Genomic DNA, 15,887 nt, shown 5'->3' on the forward strand with positions numbered 1-15,887 from the left:
TTCATGTGTGAAATGCAGAAATCGTCTTCTGCAAGATCCATTCCCCAGTGATGACCAGTGCCAGGAGCGGGATTCCCCAACTTATACACCGCGCGAGCCATGGCTCCTGCCAGGGCTGTCTCACCAAAGAACTCCCGCTCAGCGAGAGGATGCGATACGGAATCTGCAGGATCAGCACGAAAGCCGCGAGCCAGCCCCAGTGATGCCGTTTAAATCCCGCCAACCACTGGCCTTGCAAAGTTTTGATTGTGGAGCGAGTCAGACCACAACCAGGACAATCTATATCGAATAATCGCCGGGACATGCAGGCGTGCGGAAATGGCCAGTAAAACTGGCCGTCCGTCGTGTTGACGACATCGGGTACGATCGTACTCAACCCTGCAGGAATCCAGACAAGCAATCGATCCTGCAGGTGTGGTTGGGGATTTTGCAGCGCGAGATCTTCGCTGGCAATCAACCACGGGGCGAGGAGCAGCGCCCCCACAGCCAGGATCAGCAGTATCCAGTCGGAAAGTCGGCGGTGTCGCCTCACTGGCGAAAACTGGTGATTATGATGCCGCGAAGTCTCGTTCGATTTGAGAGAAAGTGAGCCTTGTGAATTCTTCTGATCGGCGTGCTCGGTATGGCGATGCTCTACACCAGTTTCCGGAGTATGTCCGGAAGTATCTGCATGAACAGGTAGGTGAGATTCCATACCAGAGCCATTCCCAAGCTTAAGCCGATCATCGACAGGCCACTTTTCCATTGTCCCAGGGCACAGCGCGAGGCACCAATCAAAATTCCACCCAGTTGGCAGAAAAGACAAATCAGCCAATCACCGGTTGAGAGTCGAGAACTGTTGGAATCGGCAGAAGTGGGATCCATCAGTTTCCTGCCCTCATGGGTTCATGCGGCCGGGCAATCAAGCCGGCCACGTACCCTCCCTTGAACCCGGCGTCGATATTGACCACGGTGACGTTGGCAGCACAACTGTTGAGCATCGAGAGCACGGCTGCCAGACCTCCAAAATTGGCTCCGTAGCCGACACTCGTCGGGACAGCAATCACAGGGACTGCCACCCAGCCAGCCACTGCCGAAGGCAAAGCGGCCTCCATCCCAGCGACCACCACCACCACAGCAGCCTGTCGCAAGCGGGGCAATTCCGCCAGCAATCGCTGCGGTCCTGCGACTCCCACATCGCAGATTAACTCCACCGGCGCCCCGAGCCAGCGAGCCGTTTCAGCAGCTTCTTCCGCGACCGGGCGGTCGCTCGTCCCGGCAGTGACCACACAGACGGTTCGCTCATGCCGTGGCAGGCTTCCCAGTGAAACCGTGCGGGCCAGGCTGTTGACAGTCGCCGCAGGAAATGCCATCAGCAATGCTTCGGCCTGATCCGGCGTCAATCGAGTCGCCAATGCCGGCTGCTGGGATCTGGCCAAAAGCTCAAAAGCTTCGACGATCTGATCAGGCCGCTTGCCTGGCCCATAGATCACCTCGGGAACACCGCAGCGCGAATATCGGCCCAGATCGAGCCTCAGTTCACCGCCGGTATGTAATCGCCAGGCATCGAGGAGTGGCAATTGCGCTTTGAGATCATCATCACTCAAGTCACCATTTCGCCACGTGGATAACAGCTCCCACAGACTTTTTTCCTGGGGAAGAAGCGACGACTGGCTTTGATGAACAGATACTTCTAATGGATCAGAATCTGCGGATGGATTCCGAGGCGAATTGTGCATGGTTATTCACCTCGTTCAATCGTTACTCAACCATTTGTTCGAAGATGAATGGCAAAAAAGACGTTAGCCGAGTTGCAGGATGTACCTCGACTTTGCCAATCGATGGTTGTCGTACTTTACCCCAACTGGTGCATTCTCATGCACCCTACATGTGCATGCACCCTACACACGAAACTAGACTGTGAAGAACTCGGCAGCATCCTGATAAAATGACGGGTCGAGTGTCTTCAGCTTGCCGACGGCATCCTGCAGTGCGACGTCCACAATCGATGTTCCCTGCAGAGCCACCATCCGGCCAAACTTCTTCGCGATGACCAGTCGCCCGGCTCCCACACCCAGACGTGTTCCGAGAACACGATCATAAGCTGATGGTGTGCCACCACGCTGGAGGTGTCCGAGAATCACATGGCGGGTTTCGATTCCTGTCCGCTTTTCAATGATCGAGGCCACCAGTTCGCCGACACCACCCAGGCTGACATGCCCGAAGTCGTCGACCTTGGCATTCGATGTGACATAGCCTTCTTCTGGTGCAATCACAGCTCCTTCACTGGCGACCACGATGCCCCACATTTTGCCGGCTTCGCGACGTTTCTTGAGGACGTTGCACATGGCCTCGATATCGACCTTCATTTCCGGAACAAGAATGTAGTCTGCAGAGCCAGCCATCCCGGCTTCGCAGGCAATCCAGCCCGCGTGGCGTCCCATCGTTTCCACGACGATGATCCGCTGGTGCGATTCGGCCGTCGTCCGCAAACGATCAATCGACTCCATACAGATGTTAATCGAAGTGTCAAAACCGAAGGTCACATCGGTGCAGGAGAGATCGTTGTCGATCGTCTTGGGGCAGCCAATCGTATTGAGCTTGTGGTCGTTATAGAGTTTATTGGCCACGCCCAACGTGTCGTCACCACCAATGGCAATCAGAGCATCGAGGCCCAACCGCTCGTAACTGGCCAGCAGCTTTTTGACATCTTCTGGGTTCTTGTAAGGGTTGGTACGGGAAGAACCCAGAATGGTGCCACCCTTCCAGAGAATGTCCGCGGTATTCTCCAGCGTCAGTGGCGTGCCAATCCCGTCGATAGCACCGCGCCAGCCGCGCTGCAGGCCAATGACTTCGCCACCTGCATTGCCAATCACCCGGACTGCACCACGAATGACGGCATTCAAGCCGGGGCAATCTCCACCGCCAGTGAGAATTCCAACTTTCATACGATTTGCCTCTACTGTTGCTGTCTCTATGGCCTGCTGCAAACTCTGGAACAAAGGCTCAATCAGCTGTCACTTGTCGTTGGCTTACAGCGATGTCTATCAGATCAAAAGCGTTGGTTATCTGCCAACCAGTTCCTGCTCGACGAACGTGGTGTACATCTTGCCTTCGACAAATGCCGAGTGATTGAAGATACGCTTCAGCAGCGGAATTGTGGTTTTGACACCTTCGAGCACCAGTTCATCGAGGCAGCGCTTCATGCAGGCAATGGCTTCGAGCCTGGTAGGCTTGTGCACAATCAGCTTGCCGATCATCGAATCGTAGTACGGAGGGATGACATAGCCTTCATGGACATGGGAATCCCAGCGCACGCCCAATCCACCGGGAATACGGAGCTTCGTGATTTTCCCCGGTGATCCGCGGAAATCATTATCCGGATCTTCAGCATTGATACGCACTTCAATTGCGTGACCATTGCAGGGAACCTGCTTCTGCTTGATCCCCAGTGGTTCATTGGCAGCCACCCGGATCTGCTGCCGAATGAGGTCGATTCCCGTAACCTGCTCAGTGACTGGGTGCTCGACCTGAATACGGGCATTCACTTCAATAAAGTAGAAGTTGTTATCTTTATCGACAATAAACTCACAAGTACCGGCATTGGTGTAACCTGCCGTTTTCACGAGACGAACCGCTGCTTTGCAAAGTTCTTCTCGAACGTTGTTGGGCAAGTTGGGTGCAGGTGATTCTTCAATCATCTTCTGATGGCGGCGCTGTGTCGAACAATCGCGTTCCCACAAATGCAGCACTTCGCCATGCTGATCCGCCAGAATCTGCACTTCCACGTGGCGCGGATTCTCGATGTACTTTTCGAGGTAGACGCCTGCGTTGTTGAAGGCCTTTTCCGCTTCGAGAGCTGCCTGCTTAAGGCCTGCCTTCAAAGTGATGTCGTTACGTGCGACACGCATCCCTTTGCCACCACCACCGGCGGTCGCTTTGATCAGAACCGGATAGCCAATCTTGTTGGCAATACCAATGGCGGTTTCTTCGTCGGTAATCAGTCCATCACTGCCTGGAACGAGATTCACCTTAGCCGATTTGGCGATTTCTTTGGCAGTGACTTTATCACCCAGCTTCGCCATGGCCTCATGCGGAGGGCCGATAAACTCAATGTTGCAACTGCGGCAGACTTCGGCAAAGTGTTCGTTCTCGGAAAGAAAACCATACCCGGGATGAATCGCCTGGACATTGCCCACTTCTGCCGCACTGATGATGCGATTGATCAGCAGATAGCTGTTCGCCGATTGTGCCGGCCCGATGCAATACGCTTCGTCTGCCAGGCGAATGTAATCCGCGTGACGATCAGCCTCACTGAAAACAGCGACTGTCTGAATCCCCATTTCGCGGCAGGCACGAATGATTCGAAGAGCAATCTCGCCACGGTTGGCTACTAAAATCCGTTGAAACATGGCTGGTCGTGTCCATCAGCAAAAACTTAGGTGTCGAAACCTGATGCGATTACTTCGTTTCGAGTGGCCCTCAGTCGTTCTGACTGAGAACTGCTCTCTGACAACCCGCTCAACACAACGATTCTTGATCGATTCAGCTGACCAATTGAGCCGGGTTGAACTCTCGATATGAAGATAGACCGCGTAAGAGCCAGTTGCCTGAATGCGTCGAAACTTCCGTGTTGCACAGCTGTTCGCTCACAAACAGGCAACGTACTCCGGGCGATCCATCCTGCGGACCGAAACTATGGTCGAACACGGAACAGTGGCTGACCGTATTCCACGGGATCGCCATTCTTCACAAGCACTGCCGCAATTGTGCCGCTGACTTCCGCTGGAATCTGGTTGAAGACCTTCATCGCCTCAATAATGCACACCACAGTTTGCGGGCCCACTGTCGAACCCACATTCACGAAGGCTGGGTCTTCTGGTGTTGGTGACGTATAGAAGGTCCCCACTGTCGGGCTCTTGATATCAATCAGACCGGCTTCCGCAGCAGGTGCTGCTGAAGTGGCAACAGCAGGTGCAGCGGCTGCCGGAGCCGAGGCCACAGGCGCTGCTGGAGCAGGGAGATAGGTGGGGGCTGGAGCCGCCACGGTCACCGTGCTTGAGCCGCGGCGCAGACGAATATGCTCTGGCCCGTTCTTCAAATTGACTTCACTCAGATCATGCTTCTCCATGAGTTCAAATAACTGCTGGAGCTTCTGCAGATCGAACGGCTCGCCGCTCGCTGGTGATGCTTCGGACATCCCGAAAATTCCTCGAAGAGTTAGGACATATCAATAATGAGTGATAAGACCGGACGAATTGCGCCGGAGATCACCTGCCAAAACCCGCTTTACCTTCGTCAATCGTGCCCATCTTCGCAACTCACTCCCCTCTGTTTCACACCTCAGCGATGGCAATTCGGAGGGTTCAAGTGCCAAAACAACACAAGAATAATATACGCATGTATGGTTAAACTGCGGTTTTATCGCCTTGCCTGAAACTCTTCAAAGGATTTCGGCAGGCTCGTTAAAACTTCGTGGCCATCTTTTGTGACCAGTACGTCGTCCTCAATCCGGATTCCGCCCAGTTCCGGGAAGTAGATGCCTGGCTCCACAGTCACAATCTGGCCGACTTTCAGCTCGTCGGTTGAGATCGGGCTGAAGCGAGGATTCTCATGCACATCCAGGCCGATTCCGTGGCCCAGACCATGACCAAAGTATTTTCCATAACCGGCGTCTTCGATGACTTTGCGGGCGGCCGTATCGATTTCCTGACAACTGGCACCGGGCCGGATGAGTGCAATCGCTGCCAGTTGCGCGGCTAGCACCACTCGATAAGCCTTTTCAATCTGTGCTGGAACTTTACCAGTGGCGACCACGCGAGTGATATCACTTTTGTATCCTTTGGGAGTGCTGGCACCCCAGTCGAGCAATACGAAGCCCGCTTCGGAAAGTTGGCTGTTACCTGCCCGTGCGTGGGGTAGGGCAGCTCGAGGCCCCACGGCAATAATGGGATCAAATGCGACCTTGGCAGCACCAAATCGCCGCATCGCATGTTCCAGATCGGCTGCAATCGCCGCTTCGGTCATCTCGGGAACAAAGAGTGACTTCACAACTTCAAACCCGCGCTGAGCCATCTGCACAGCTTCGCGGGTCTCAGCGATCTCGGAGGGATCTTTGATGCAGCGCAGTTGTTCAACCAGATCTGTGGTGGGCACCAGCGTGATTGATTTCAGGCGATTGGCCCAATCCTGGTGGAGTGCGAACGAGACATGCTGAGATTCAAACCCGAGCGACAAACTTCCGCTCGATTTGAAAAACGCCCCCACCAGTTCTGCCATTGGCTTACGGGCAGTTCTTGTTTCGTAGGGTAAACCCGGGCATTCCTGTTCAATTTGTGTCGTAAAGCGACTATCTGTCAGCAGAACCGTCTTTTCAGGGGTCACGACCAGGTAGCTGTCATCACCGGAAAAGCCCGTTAAGTAGGTCACGTTTTTAGGGTTGGTGACCAGCAGTCCGCGCAGACCGGCTTTCTTGATGAGTGACAGCAGTTTGCTGCGACGCAGTGCAGGACGATCAGTCGCCGATTTCTCCGGGGGTTTCCCTGCCATGACTTTCTCGGTAGCTCCTTGATCAATCACGGAACGCTCCTGCTTCTGCCGTTCTGTTGCCATTCACAACGCCTCAATTATTGAACTCGATGATCACATGGCCCCATGCTGAACATAGGGAGTTTTTTAGGCGGTTCATCATTTTGCAGCGAAACCGCGCTAAGCACTATTGGATGGCGACTCTGCTGGATTTGCATAATTTTCGCCTTTCGCTTGTGCAGGGAATTTGTCAGTCGCTGGCTTTGCTCCCATCCACGGCCCCAGACGACCAAAACGTCCGCCATGCAGCATCACCAGATAGGCCGGAACCAGAATTGTTCGCACCACGAAGGTATCGAGCAATACGCCAAAGGCGAGGGCAAAGCCCAACTGTGTCATCCCTTTGAGTGAACCAGCCATCAGCGAGGCAAAGGTTCCTGCCATAATAATGCCGCAACTGGAAATGATACGGCCAGTGCGAGAGAGGGCATGCACCACTCCACCCACAGGCCCATGTTCGTGCTGCTCTTCCTCAATTCGAGTCATGAGAAAGATGTTGTAGTCTTCACCTACGGCAATCAGGATCGTGAACAGGAACATGGGCACCTTCCAGTCGAGTCCTGCAAAATCAGGTTCAATCGCCCAGAAGAATGCATAGGTGAATCCGAGTGTCGCCAGATAACTGAACAGCACCGTGATGACCAGATACAGGCAGATCGCCGGTTGCCTGAGCAGGATGACGAGAATGAGGAAGACTCCCGAAATCACCAGCACATCAATGCGGATCTGATCGCTGTCAGTCACAGTTTTCAGATCGCGAATACTGGCGGTCGAACCGGAAATATAGATCGTCGTGCCATCCTTCAGGATCGCCGGCAGACTTTGTTGAATGAGATGTTCGACCTTGCTCAACTGCTCAATACTGTCTCGGGCAAACGGATCGTTTGTCGTCGTAATGTCGAGCCTCGTCAAATGCCCGTCAAACCCTGGCTCTTTACTCACATAGAATTTTACCGACCGATCGGTCGTGATTTTGCGGCGAGCCACCTGCTTGATCGAATCCAGATCTTCTTCACCACCAAAGGGATGGGAGACACTGCGGATATCGGCCAGTTGTGCATCAGCCAGATGCTTGCGAAGTTCTAGCGTCAGTTCTTTGATGGCATCGATCCCGCCTGGGGTATCTCCTGTTCGTTGAGAGAAGTCGATGTTGTTGTTTCTCAGCAGAACAGTGACCGGCCCAGTCGCACCGGCGGGAAAATGTTCCTGTACAGCCTTGGTCCCCAGCACACTGGGCGAATTCGCCGGGAGATCAGAGAGCAGTCCGTAACTCAGATGCGAGAAGAACAATAGACCCACAATTGCAAAAGGAGTCATCGCGGCAATGCTGACCAGCAGTGTGGTCAGTGGCCTCTCAAGAATGGTGTCGGCCAGTCTGGTCCAGAAGCGGTTGACGCCTAGAGCTTCAGTAAAGGCTTTCAACGGGCTGGCTGCCGGTAACCATCCCGTCGTGCTGGAGGGACGTTCTCTTTTCATTTGCGGCCAGAAAGCCCAGGCGCCCGCAGCACGCAACAACGCGGGTGTGAATGTTAATGACGCCATCAGGACGATAATCAGCCCTGTGGAAATCGCGATGCCAGCTTCGTGGAACTTCACGAACTGAGCAAAGATCATCATGGCAATGCCGCAGATCACGGTCCCGGCACTGGCGGTGATGGCCGCCCCGACTTTACCAAGAGAATTCGCAATCGCATCTTCGTAATTGACTCCTGCATCCAGCTCTTCTTTATAGCGGGCAATCAGGAAGAGGCAGTAATCGACACCGGCACCATAGACCAGCACGGTGACATAAGGCTTGATTTCCTGAAACAGCACCACGAACCGATAATCAGCCAAAAGCCTCAACAGGCACAGCGAAAGCTCGACAGAAACAAACACCGTCAAGAGCGGAATGATTGCCAGGAGTGGCGCCCGGTAGATCGCAATCAGCAGGAAGATCACCAGCACGACGGTTAAAAGCTCTGTCGCCTTCGCGCTGGCATCGGCTGTCACCAACATGTCGCGGCCTACAACAGCGTTACCACTTAAAGAGATATCCAGGCCTAGCGGGACAATTTTCATGAAGTCCCGGCTGGAGAGAAGTTCTTCCACGGCACGAACAATTTTTTTGTTCGCGGCATCCATGAAGTCTTTTGTCAGTTCCACCATCACCAGAGTGGCCTTCTGGTCTTCACTGCGCAAGAGCCTGCCGATCTTTGGGTCTTTGTAGGTACGGATAGCCGTAATCTGCGAATTGCCCAACCCGAGAGGTGCCAGTGGCGCAGCGGGCTTGGCAGGTACAGCGGCCTTCTCGGAAGACCGAGGAACGTTCGCATCGTTTCCTTTGGCCGCAGTCTTGCTGGCGTCGGTCGAGGATTCTTCGGTGGAACCTGACTCAGCAGACTCATCATCAGGTTGACCGACCAGACCACCAAACTGATCGGCAATTTTCAGCAATAGTTCCCGCAGTTCGTTGTCCCGATCCGGGTCATCGGAATCGACCCCATCGTCGACAAACTGCAGATCTCGATCCGTCAGCTCACGATTCTCGCCCACACGGCGGACAACCAGCACGATGGCACTGCGCTGAGTATCTGCCGGGAATGCCTTGGCAAACAGATCCTCAGCCACCCGGCTGGGAAAGTTCGCAGGTAGAAAAGCAAACTCACCGGTGGTGATCACATCATCGAGAGGGGGCGCCACGATCGCCATGGTAATGACGAGTGAGAGCCAACCCGCAATCACCAGGTACCAGCGATGTGTGATCCAATTTCCGAGACTTTGAAACATATCGCCGGTCTCGATCATTAAGCCGAGGTGTGAATCATGTTGATGTGTGACCCGCAGTCGATTCTGAAATTCCGCTCGTACTTAACCTGTTGTCATTCCAACTGTTAGACTGTGCAAACTTTCAGACAATTTCCATCAGTGCAAACGATGAAATTAGCCCTTGTTGAAGTGAGGGTCAATTCACACGGGGAACTAACCAGTCGCTGAAGCGAAAAACGAACCCCGCAATCAGCCGACATTCACTGGGTTTCCACCTTCGCTGCTGCCATCGCTCTCGCCCGGTCGATAAGGGGCAACCGCAGGAGTGGGCAAAGATGTCGGGTTCGGCGAAATCTGTGCAGACGTTCCCGGCATAATCTGTGGCCCGGTCTGGTATTGAGAAAGGATCTGCTGCAGTTTTTCTGCATCCATCACCTCGATCTCCAGCAGCTCTCTCGTGAGGTGATCCATCGCTGCCCGACGAGTCACGAGAATCTCGTGAGCTGTCTCATAGGCCGCATCGATGATGCGCCTGACTTCGAGATCGATCTCCCGAATGGTTTCTTCACTGTGAGCACTCTCAGAAACAGTGGCGGCATTCGCGAGAAAAGCCGAGCGGGATGTATCGCTGTAATGCACGCGTCCCAGTTTGGGGCTCATGCCAAACTCAGTCACCATGCGGCGGGCAAGATCAGTCGCCCGCTGCAGATCATTGGAACCCCCTGTGGAGTTCTCGTTGAATACGATGTCTTCAGCAGCAATACCACCCAGTAATACACAGATCCGGTTCTGAAGTTCGGTCTTGGTAATCAACTGGCGGTCTTCTTCCGGCCTTTGGAGTGTGTACCCCAGAGCTCCCAGACCACGGGGAATGATCGAGACTTTATGGACGGGATCAACATGCGGCAGCGAACAGGCAACCAGTGCATGGCCGATTTCATGCCACGCCACGCGATTCTTCTCTTCCTCGGGCATGATCCGGGTCGATTTTTCCAACCCCGCCACAATCCGCTCGACAGCCTCTTCAAACTCAATATTGGTCACTTTGGGTTTATTGGCGCGTGCCGCCAGAAGTGCGGCTTCATTGACCAGGTTCGCCAGGTCGGCACCAACAAAACCAGGAGTTAGTCGTGCCAGGTATTTCAGGTTGACGTGATCGTCAACTTTGACCTTGCTGGCATGCACTTTAAGTATCGCTTCACGCCCTTTGACATCGGGCCGATCCACCAGCACATGGCGGTCAAATCGACCAGGTCGCATTAAGGCGGGGTCCAGCGTTTCTGGTCGATTGGTGGCACCCATGACGATCACACTCTGATCGGAGGAAAAACCATCCATCTCAACCAGCAGTGCATTCAGTGTCTGCTCGCGCTCGTCGTGTCCGCCGGGCATGCCACTTCCGCGAACTTTGCCGAGCGCATCCAGTTCATCGATAAAGATAATCGCTGGCGATCTTTCACCAGCCTGCTGGAACATGTCGCGAACTCGGGCGGCTCCCACACCGACAAACATTTCGACAAAGTCAGAACCTGACAATCCGTAAAATGGAACACCTGCTTCACCCGCTACGGCTTTTGCCAGCAAGGTTTTACCCGTCCCCGGCGGCCCAACGAGCAGAACTCCGCGAGGAATGCGGCCACCCAGAGCCTGGTACTTCTCGGGTGTCTTCAGAAACTCGACGACTTCACGCAGTTCTTCAACGGCTTCATCGATCCCTGCCACATCCTGAAAGGTGACTCCAATCTCTTCCTGAGCGTAAAGCTTACCCCGGCTCCGGCCAAAGGACATCGCAGCCCCGGGGCCTGCCATTTTCCGGAAGACATACAAAAAGACTGCCAGCAGAATCAGGGGAACTCCCAGATAATAGAGCATCATCTGCCATTCGGGGGGCTCGGCACTGAAGCCGTAGTTGATGCCGTTTTTATCCAGCAATTCAATAATGCTGGTCTGGGCACCATCTCGCATCCCAACGACCGGCACCACAAAGTAAGCCGGAGTCACCCGCTTCGACGAGGTCGCTTCACGACCTTTGTTGCCGGGCTGATCCTGATAGCGAATCGATGTCGGCCCAATTTCCACTTCGAAGACATTCGTGGCAGTCAACGAGCCTTGTTTCAATCGCTGTTTGAAGTCGCTGAATTCGACGGTGGTGCGTTTACCACTGCCACCCAGTGTGAAGACACCAATCGAAATGACAATGGCGATCAGCAGATACCAGACCAGGTTGGAAGAGCCTGGTTTTTCAGCTTTTCGCTTTGTGCCAAGAGGTTTCGCTGGCTCGGTCTTCACAGGATCCGGCTTTACGGGTTCTGATTTCACGATCTCTGACTTCACTGGCGCTGGCGTCGTTGAAGACTGAGTGGGCTGGTTCTCGGAGGATTCTAGTTCCGTCATATCGCTCGAGTACTTTCCGCACAGGTCTGGACAACGGGTCTAGTCAACGGGAACTCCTGGACAACAGGAATCCGGTTGAACGATATTGATTGAGTTCTTCACGACATTGAAAGTTTATGAACTAACCACCAGCCATTTCAGCAGGATGGCAACCATAAACTCGCTCTATGAACTTTAGGGTGCAGCCTGCCAAGGGTCAAACCGAGTCCTTGATTTCGCGTCCTGTGGAGAAATTGCGGGAAGCTTCAAAAATTCTGCCCAAAGCTAACTCGAATCGAGCTTAGCACCCGAACCAGTGGCCCAGGCTCGACAGATTCATCAGCCAGAGGGCAGGGGCTGCTCCAGCCGCTGGATCGGGTGGCGGGAGTGCATCGACGACGGCTTTGATGGCAGTCACAAAGAAGACACCAAAGGCGATACCTTCCAGCAAAGCTCCACCCAGGAAGGCGGTCAAACCAAACTTGGTTTCTTCGGGCTCTTTGTTGTAGAGGAGGATCGCACCAATCAACGGAAAGAAAATCATCAAGAGGCCAATCGCCATACTGGCCCGGAAGGCAGGGGCCAGCATCACACACCAGCCAATAAAGCTGGCCAGGGCAAAACCAGAGGCAGCCCCAAACGCCATAGTGGGCAACATAGGAAATGGCAGGTCTGCGAATGAAGAAGTGACGAGGCCGCCGACAGCTCCCAGAATGCCGCAGACCATAACAACGGCCACCGCATCGACCACACCCTTCGGCTTGGCGACCTCGTCTTCATCGGTCTTTTCTTTAGCAACATACTTGTACTCTTTGGCCCGGCCAATGAGCCCCAATCGATTCTTGTTGAAGTAAGCAAACTGACCATTGGTCCGCATGTTAAACACGGCAGTCCAACTCGCACTCAAACAGGCCAGTACCCAGAAGACGGAAGGAAGGATCAATGAGAAATAGTTCGGTGGCTTGATCTCTTCTTTCGACTTGGCTTCGAACGGATTGGCCGGAGCCACACCACCCGGTTTATCAGCCTTGATCGGATTGTTTTCGACCTGCCACTTGGCGTAGACAATCTGGCCGTTGTTATCCATCGTTTTCGCCAGATCGACCAGTGGTTCAGCCGACAGCCCGATGATCAATCCGAGAAAGATCATCGGGAGGAGATTCGTGAGCAGGAACATCCCTGTCCACGTCCACGAAGCTTTAATTGTCTTGAAGTAACCTGGCAAGAGCTTCCAGAACATCCACCCGGGATAAGAGACCGGCATCGACATGTGAGACATGACGGCTGGCAATAGCGAGGCAATAGGAATCTGCCATGCGAGAAAATAGGCGATTTTAACAGAGAGCGGTAAACCCTCCATCGGCACAATCACAAACCACCCCAACAGGTAAGGAACCGCCAGCAAAGGGAGTGCAAAAGCCAGTTGCCAGGCCACGGCCTGCAAGCCTAAGGAACTGCACAAAAAGAAGTCGAAGTTGATGCGCGGCAGCTTATCTTTCCGCTCCATCGTCGCCTTGATGATTTCGGTATCCAGAAACCAGAACCATCCCGGAATGGCCATGACCGAAACGACGGCAATCAATCCCCAGAAGTATCGAGGGGGTGGCGAAGAAACCCAGAGCAGCATGAAGGCGCTGCCAAACATGATGGTCGACGAAACCAGCAGGTACATCATCGTCCGGAAGGCAAACAGCTTGTATTTGAGCGCAAACTTCCAGCTCTCCGACCAGAGATTTTCGTAAAATTTGTCCGGGTCTGGCCCTTTCATCTGCTTCTTGCGAGCCGTTTCTCCCAAACCACCGGTTGCCAGATCGATCCCACAATTCGGGCATTCGGTCGCTTCAGGATCAACTTCTGTCCCGCATTTGCGACAGATGCTGGCTCCGGAATCTTCCAGATCACTCAAATCGAGATTGGCCAGTCCGTCCTCGCCGGAAGCCGATTTTGACGACTTGGCAGATGCTCCCTTTTTGCTGGCTGTGGCTTTCGAATCGCCCGCGGGGACAGGAATCTTCGATTCACAGTCGGGGCAGCGAATCGCCTTGCCACGGGCCGCATCCGGTGCCGTGACGACTGTCCCACAAGCCTTGCAACGAACTTTCAGCGGCATAAGGTGCTAATCCCTGCAGTACGAATCTCTGCAATAAAGCTGTTGAGCCCGACGCAAGTCATGCTCGTTGAATACCGGGTGATCAGCGGGTGGTAATCAAAGAGTGGAATCACGACGGGATTGGAATTCGAGATTTTGACAATCGAAGTGGGTTCTCATGTGCCAGCAGAGCTTTGTTCACAAGACAACCTTGATTCGAATCTAACGTCTTTCCTGAGGCATTTCATCAGTCTTCATGATCTGAGGCCCAAAAGAGTGATTCATGGCATGAATACAGACCACTCTCTGAACCGTCTGAACTTATTTTTTCCCCTCGTCTGCCGGGCTGAGTTTGGATTTCGGAGCATTCGACAATGTGGGCGCAACGGGTTCAATTGGTGAAGAGGCTTTCTCTATGGGGACGGCCCAGGCGGGAACTTCTCCGAGGCGAATTCCCATTTGCGGGATCAGCAGCACCCAGGTGGCTGCTGTACACAAAACAATCCCCATGAGATTCAACCAGAGGCCATATTTGAGCATCTGACCAATCGGAATCCGCCCGGTTCCAAAAGCGATCGCATTGGGCGGAGTCCCGGCTGGCAGCATGAAGCCGCAGCTTGTGGCAATCGTGGCAGGGATCATGACCAGCCTCGGATCGAGTCCCAAAGCAATCGCAGCTCCAGCAAAGACCGGCAAAACAGCATTCACCGTAGCCACATTGCTGGTGAATTCCGTGAGGAAGATCATCAGCGCACAGATACCCAACACAGTAACAACCGGTGACTGGCCAATGAAAAAGTAGGCAAACAGGTCGCCACTCCAGCGGGAAAGACCAGTAATCCGAAAGCCTTCGGCAATGGCAAATCCACCGCCGAACAACAGCAGAATGCCCCATGGCAATCGATTGGCTGTGGGCCAGTCCATCAGACGTGGCGAACCTCGCTTCACATCCTGCTCACCCGCCGGGACGACAAACAGCAGTACCGCAAAAAGTAGACCCACAGTGGAATCATTGATCCAGTCTTTGTGAGAACTGGCTGGCTTAGCGTCAGCGGTCAGCCAGCTGAGAAAAGCTTCGGCCTGTCCTCCCCAGCCGGGAATGATCAGGTTAGACGAAAGAGGAAGATCAGTTCTTGTTAGCCAGAGGATCGCTGTCAGCGAGAAGACGATGAGAACACGCCATTCGGGGCGGCTCATCGGCCCCAGATCATGCAGCCTCTCGCGAAAAAAATCTCGATTCAAACGAGAAAACCCGGCGGGTGTCGTTAGCTTTCGAGTCAGCACAAACCAGGCCAGACCCAGGAAAACCAATCCAAAGGGCAACCAGGTCGCCATCCACTGACCGGCAGAAATCGGAGGTGCCTGGGGAAACTGTTTCTCCCAGATCCCCACAAACGCCATGTTCGTGGGGGTTCCCACGAGTGTGGCCACCCCGCCAATGCTGGCTGCATAAGCCACACCCAGATAGGTCTGGCAAGAGAGTCTTCCCAGTGCCTGAGTTGTCAGAAAATCTGGCTCTTTCTCATCGAAAGTACACAGCAATTCTTCGAGCGAAGTCATCAAAGCCATCGCAATCGGCAGCATCATCAGTGTGGTGGCGGTATTGCTGATCCACATCGAAATGAGGAATGTCGCCAGCATGAATCCCCAGACAATCCCATGCGGGCTGGTCCCCGTCGCTTTGACGACATGCAAGGCCACCCGGCGATGCAGGCCCCAGCGTTCAATCGCCAAGGCAATAATGAAGCCACCCAGATAGAGCATTGAGCTGTCGGTCAGATAGGTGCCGGCCACATTCTTGGCTGAGTCTATCCCTAGCAGCGGGAAGGCAATCAGCGGCACCAGACTGGTCACAGCCATAGGCACGCATTGCGTGGCCCACCAGACAGCCATCAGCACGACGACTGCAGCCAGCCTTTGGGCGGCATGTGGCAAGTCAGCAGGGCCGGGAACGACCAGCACCACTAAGCCAAGCAGAGGGCCCAGCCATAAACCCAATCGACCGGCCCAGCCGCTATCAATTTCATCCCCTTCCGCCATTCGGGACTCTCCACGCTGCCTGTCATGCTGATGTTTAGGTTCAGGATTCTTGCGTTAGAAATGAGGATTT

At 54.1% G+C, this 15,887-nt stretch carries 11 protein-coding genes; all 11 read right to left on the reverse strand.

Features of this window, described 5'->3' with window-relative positions; translation table 11 throughout:
* Window position 1: 1 nt before the first annotated feature.
* The 11 genes from PLIM_RS00310 to PLIM_RS00355 all read right to left on the reverse strand — a co-directional run bounded on the left by PLIM_RS00310 (window position 2) and on the right by PLIM_RS00355 (window position 15,817).
* On the reverse strand, window positions 2-694 hold the full coding sequence (locus PLIM_RS00310) for a DUF2752 domain-containing protein (RefSeq protein WP_196349502.1): 693 nt from the start codon (window positions 692-694) through the stop codon (window positions 2-4).
* Window positions 634-864: a hypothetical protein gene (locus PLIM_RS24490; RefSeq protein WP_013108344.1), complete on the reverse strand. Its 231-nt coding sequence runs from the start codon at window positions 862-864 to the stop codon at window positions 634-636. Before PLIM_RS24490 ends, PLIM_RS00310 begins: the two co-directional genes overlap by 61 nt.
* Window positions 864-1,718, reverse strand: coding sequence for a nickel pincer cofactor biosynthesis protein LarB (gene larB / locus PLIM_RS00315; RefSeq protein ID WP_013108345.1), 855 nt, complete (start codon window positions 1,716-1,718; stop codon window positions 864-866). The genes PLIM_RS24490 and larB overlap by 1 nt, the downstream gene beginning before the upstream one ends.
* Before the next feature lie 174 nt (window positions 1,719-1,892).
* Window positions 1,893-2,927 (reverse strand): 6-phosphofructokinase, encoded by a 1,035-nt coding sequence (locus PLIM_RS00320; RefSeq protein WP_013108346.1) that lies wholly within the window; start codon window positions 2,925-2,927, stop codon window positions 1,893-1,895.
* A 117-nt stretch (window positions 2,928-3,044) separates the two neighbouring features.
* On the reverse strand, window positions 3,045-4,391 hold the full coding sequence (accC, locus tag PLIM_RS00325) for an acetyl-CoA carboxylase biotin carboxylase subunit (protein WP_013108347.1): 1,347 nt from the start codon (window positions 4,389-4,391) through the stop codon (window positions 3,045-3,047).
* 284 nt (window positions 4,392-4,675) lie between these two features.
* Window positions 4,676-5,179 carry an acetyl-CoA carboxylase biotin carboxyl carrier protein gene (gene accB / locus PLIM_RS00330; RefSeq protein WP_013108348.1) on the reverse strand — a complete coding sequence of 168 codons (504 nt, stop codon included), beginning with the start codon at window positions 5,177-5,179 and terminating at the stop codon, window positions 4,676-4,678.
* Window positions 5,180-5,400: 221 nt separating this feature from the next.
* Window positions 5,401-6,591, reverse strand: a complete 1,191-nt coding sequence (locus PLIM_RS00335; protein WP_013108349.1) for a M24 family metallopeptidase — start codon at window positions 6,589-6,591, stop codon at window positions 5,401-5,403.
* A 96-nt stretch (window positions 6,592-6,687) separates the two neighbouring features.
* Window positions 6,688-9,336, reverse strand: coding sequence for an MMPL family transporter (locus PLIM_RS00340; protein WP_013108350.1), 2,649 nt, complete (start codon window positions 9,334-9,336; stop codon window positions 6,688-6,690).
* Window positions 9,337-9,564: 228 nt separating this feature from the next.
* Window positions 9,565-11,709, reverse strand: a complete 2,145-nt coding sequence (gene ftsH / locus PLIM_RS00345; RefSeq protein ID WP_013108351.1) for an ATP-dependent zinc metalloprotease FtsH — start codon at window positions 11,707-11,709, stop codon at window positions 9,565-9,567.
* A gap of 280 nt (window positions 11,710-11,989) precedes the next feature.
* Entirely contained in the window at window positions 11,990-13,798 is a 1,809-nt protein-coding gene (locus PLIM_RS00350; protein WP_013108352.1) for a zinc ribbon domain-containing protein, read from the reverse strand.
* A 300-nt stretch (window positions 13,799-14,098) separates the two neighbouring features.
* Window positions 14,099-15,817 carry an SLC13 family permease gene (locus PLIM_RS00355; protein WP_013108353.1) on the reverse strand — a complete coding sequence of 573 codons (1,719 nt, stop codon included), beginning with the start codon at window positions 15,815-15,817 and terminating at the stop codon, window positions 14,099-14,101.
* Window positions 15,818-15,887 lie beyond the last annotated feature (70 nt).

Source organism: Planctopirus limnophila DSM 3776, from assembly GCF_000092105.1.
Taxonomy (GTDB): domain Bacteria; phylum Planctomycetota; class Planctomycetia; order Planctomycetales; family Planctomycetaceae; genus Planctopirus; species Planctopirus limnophila.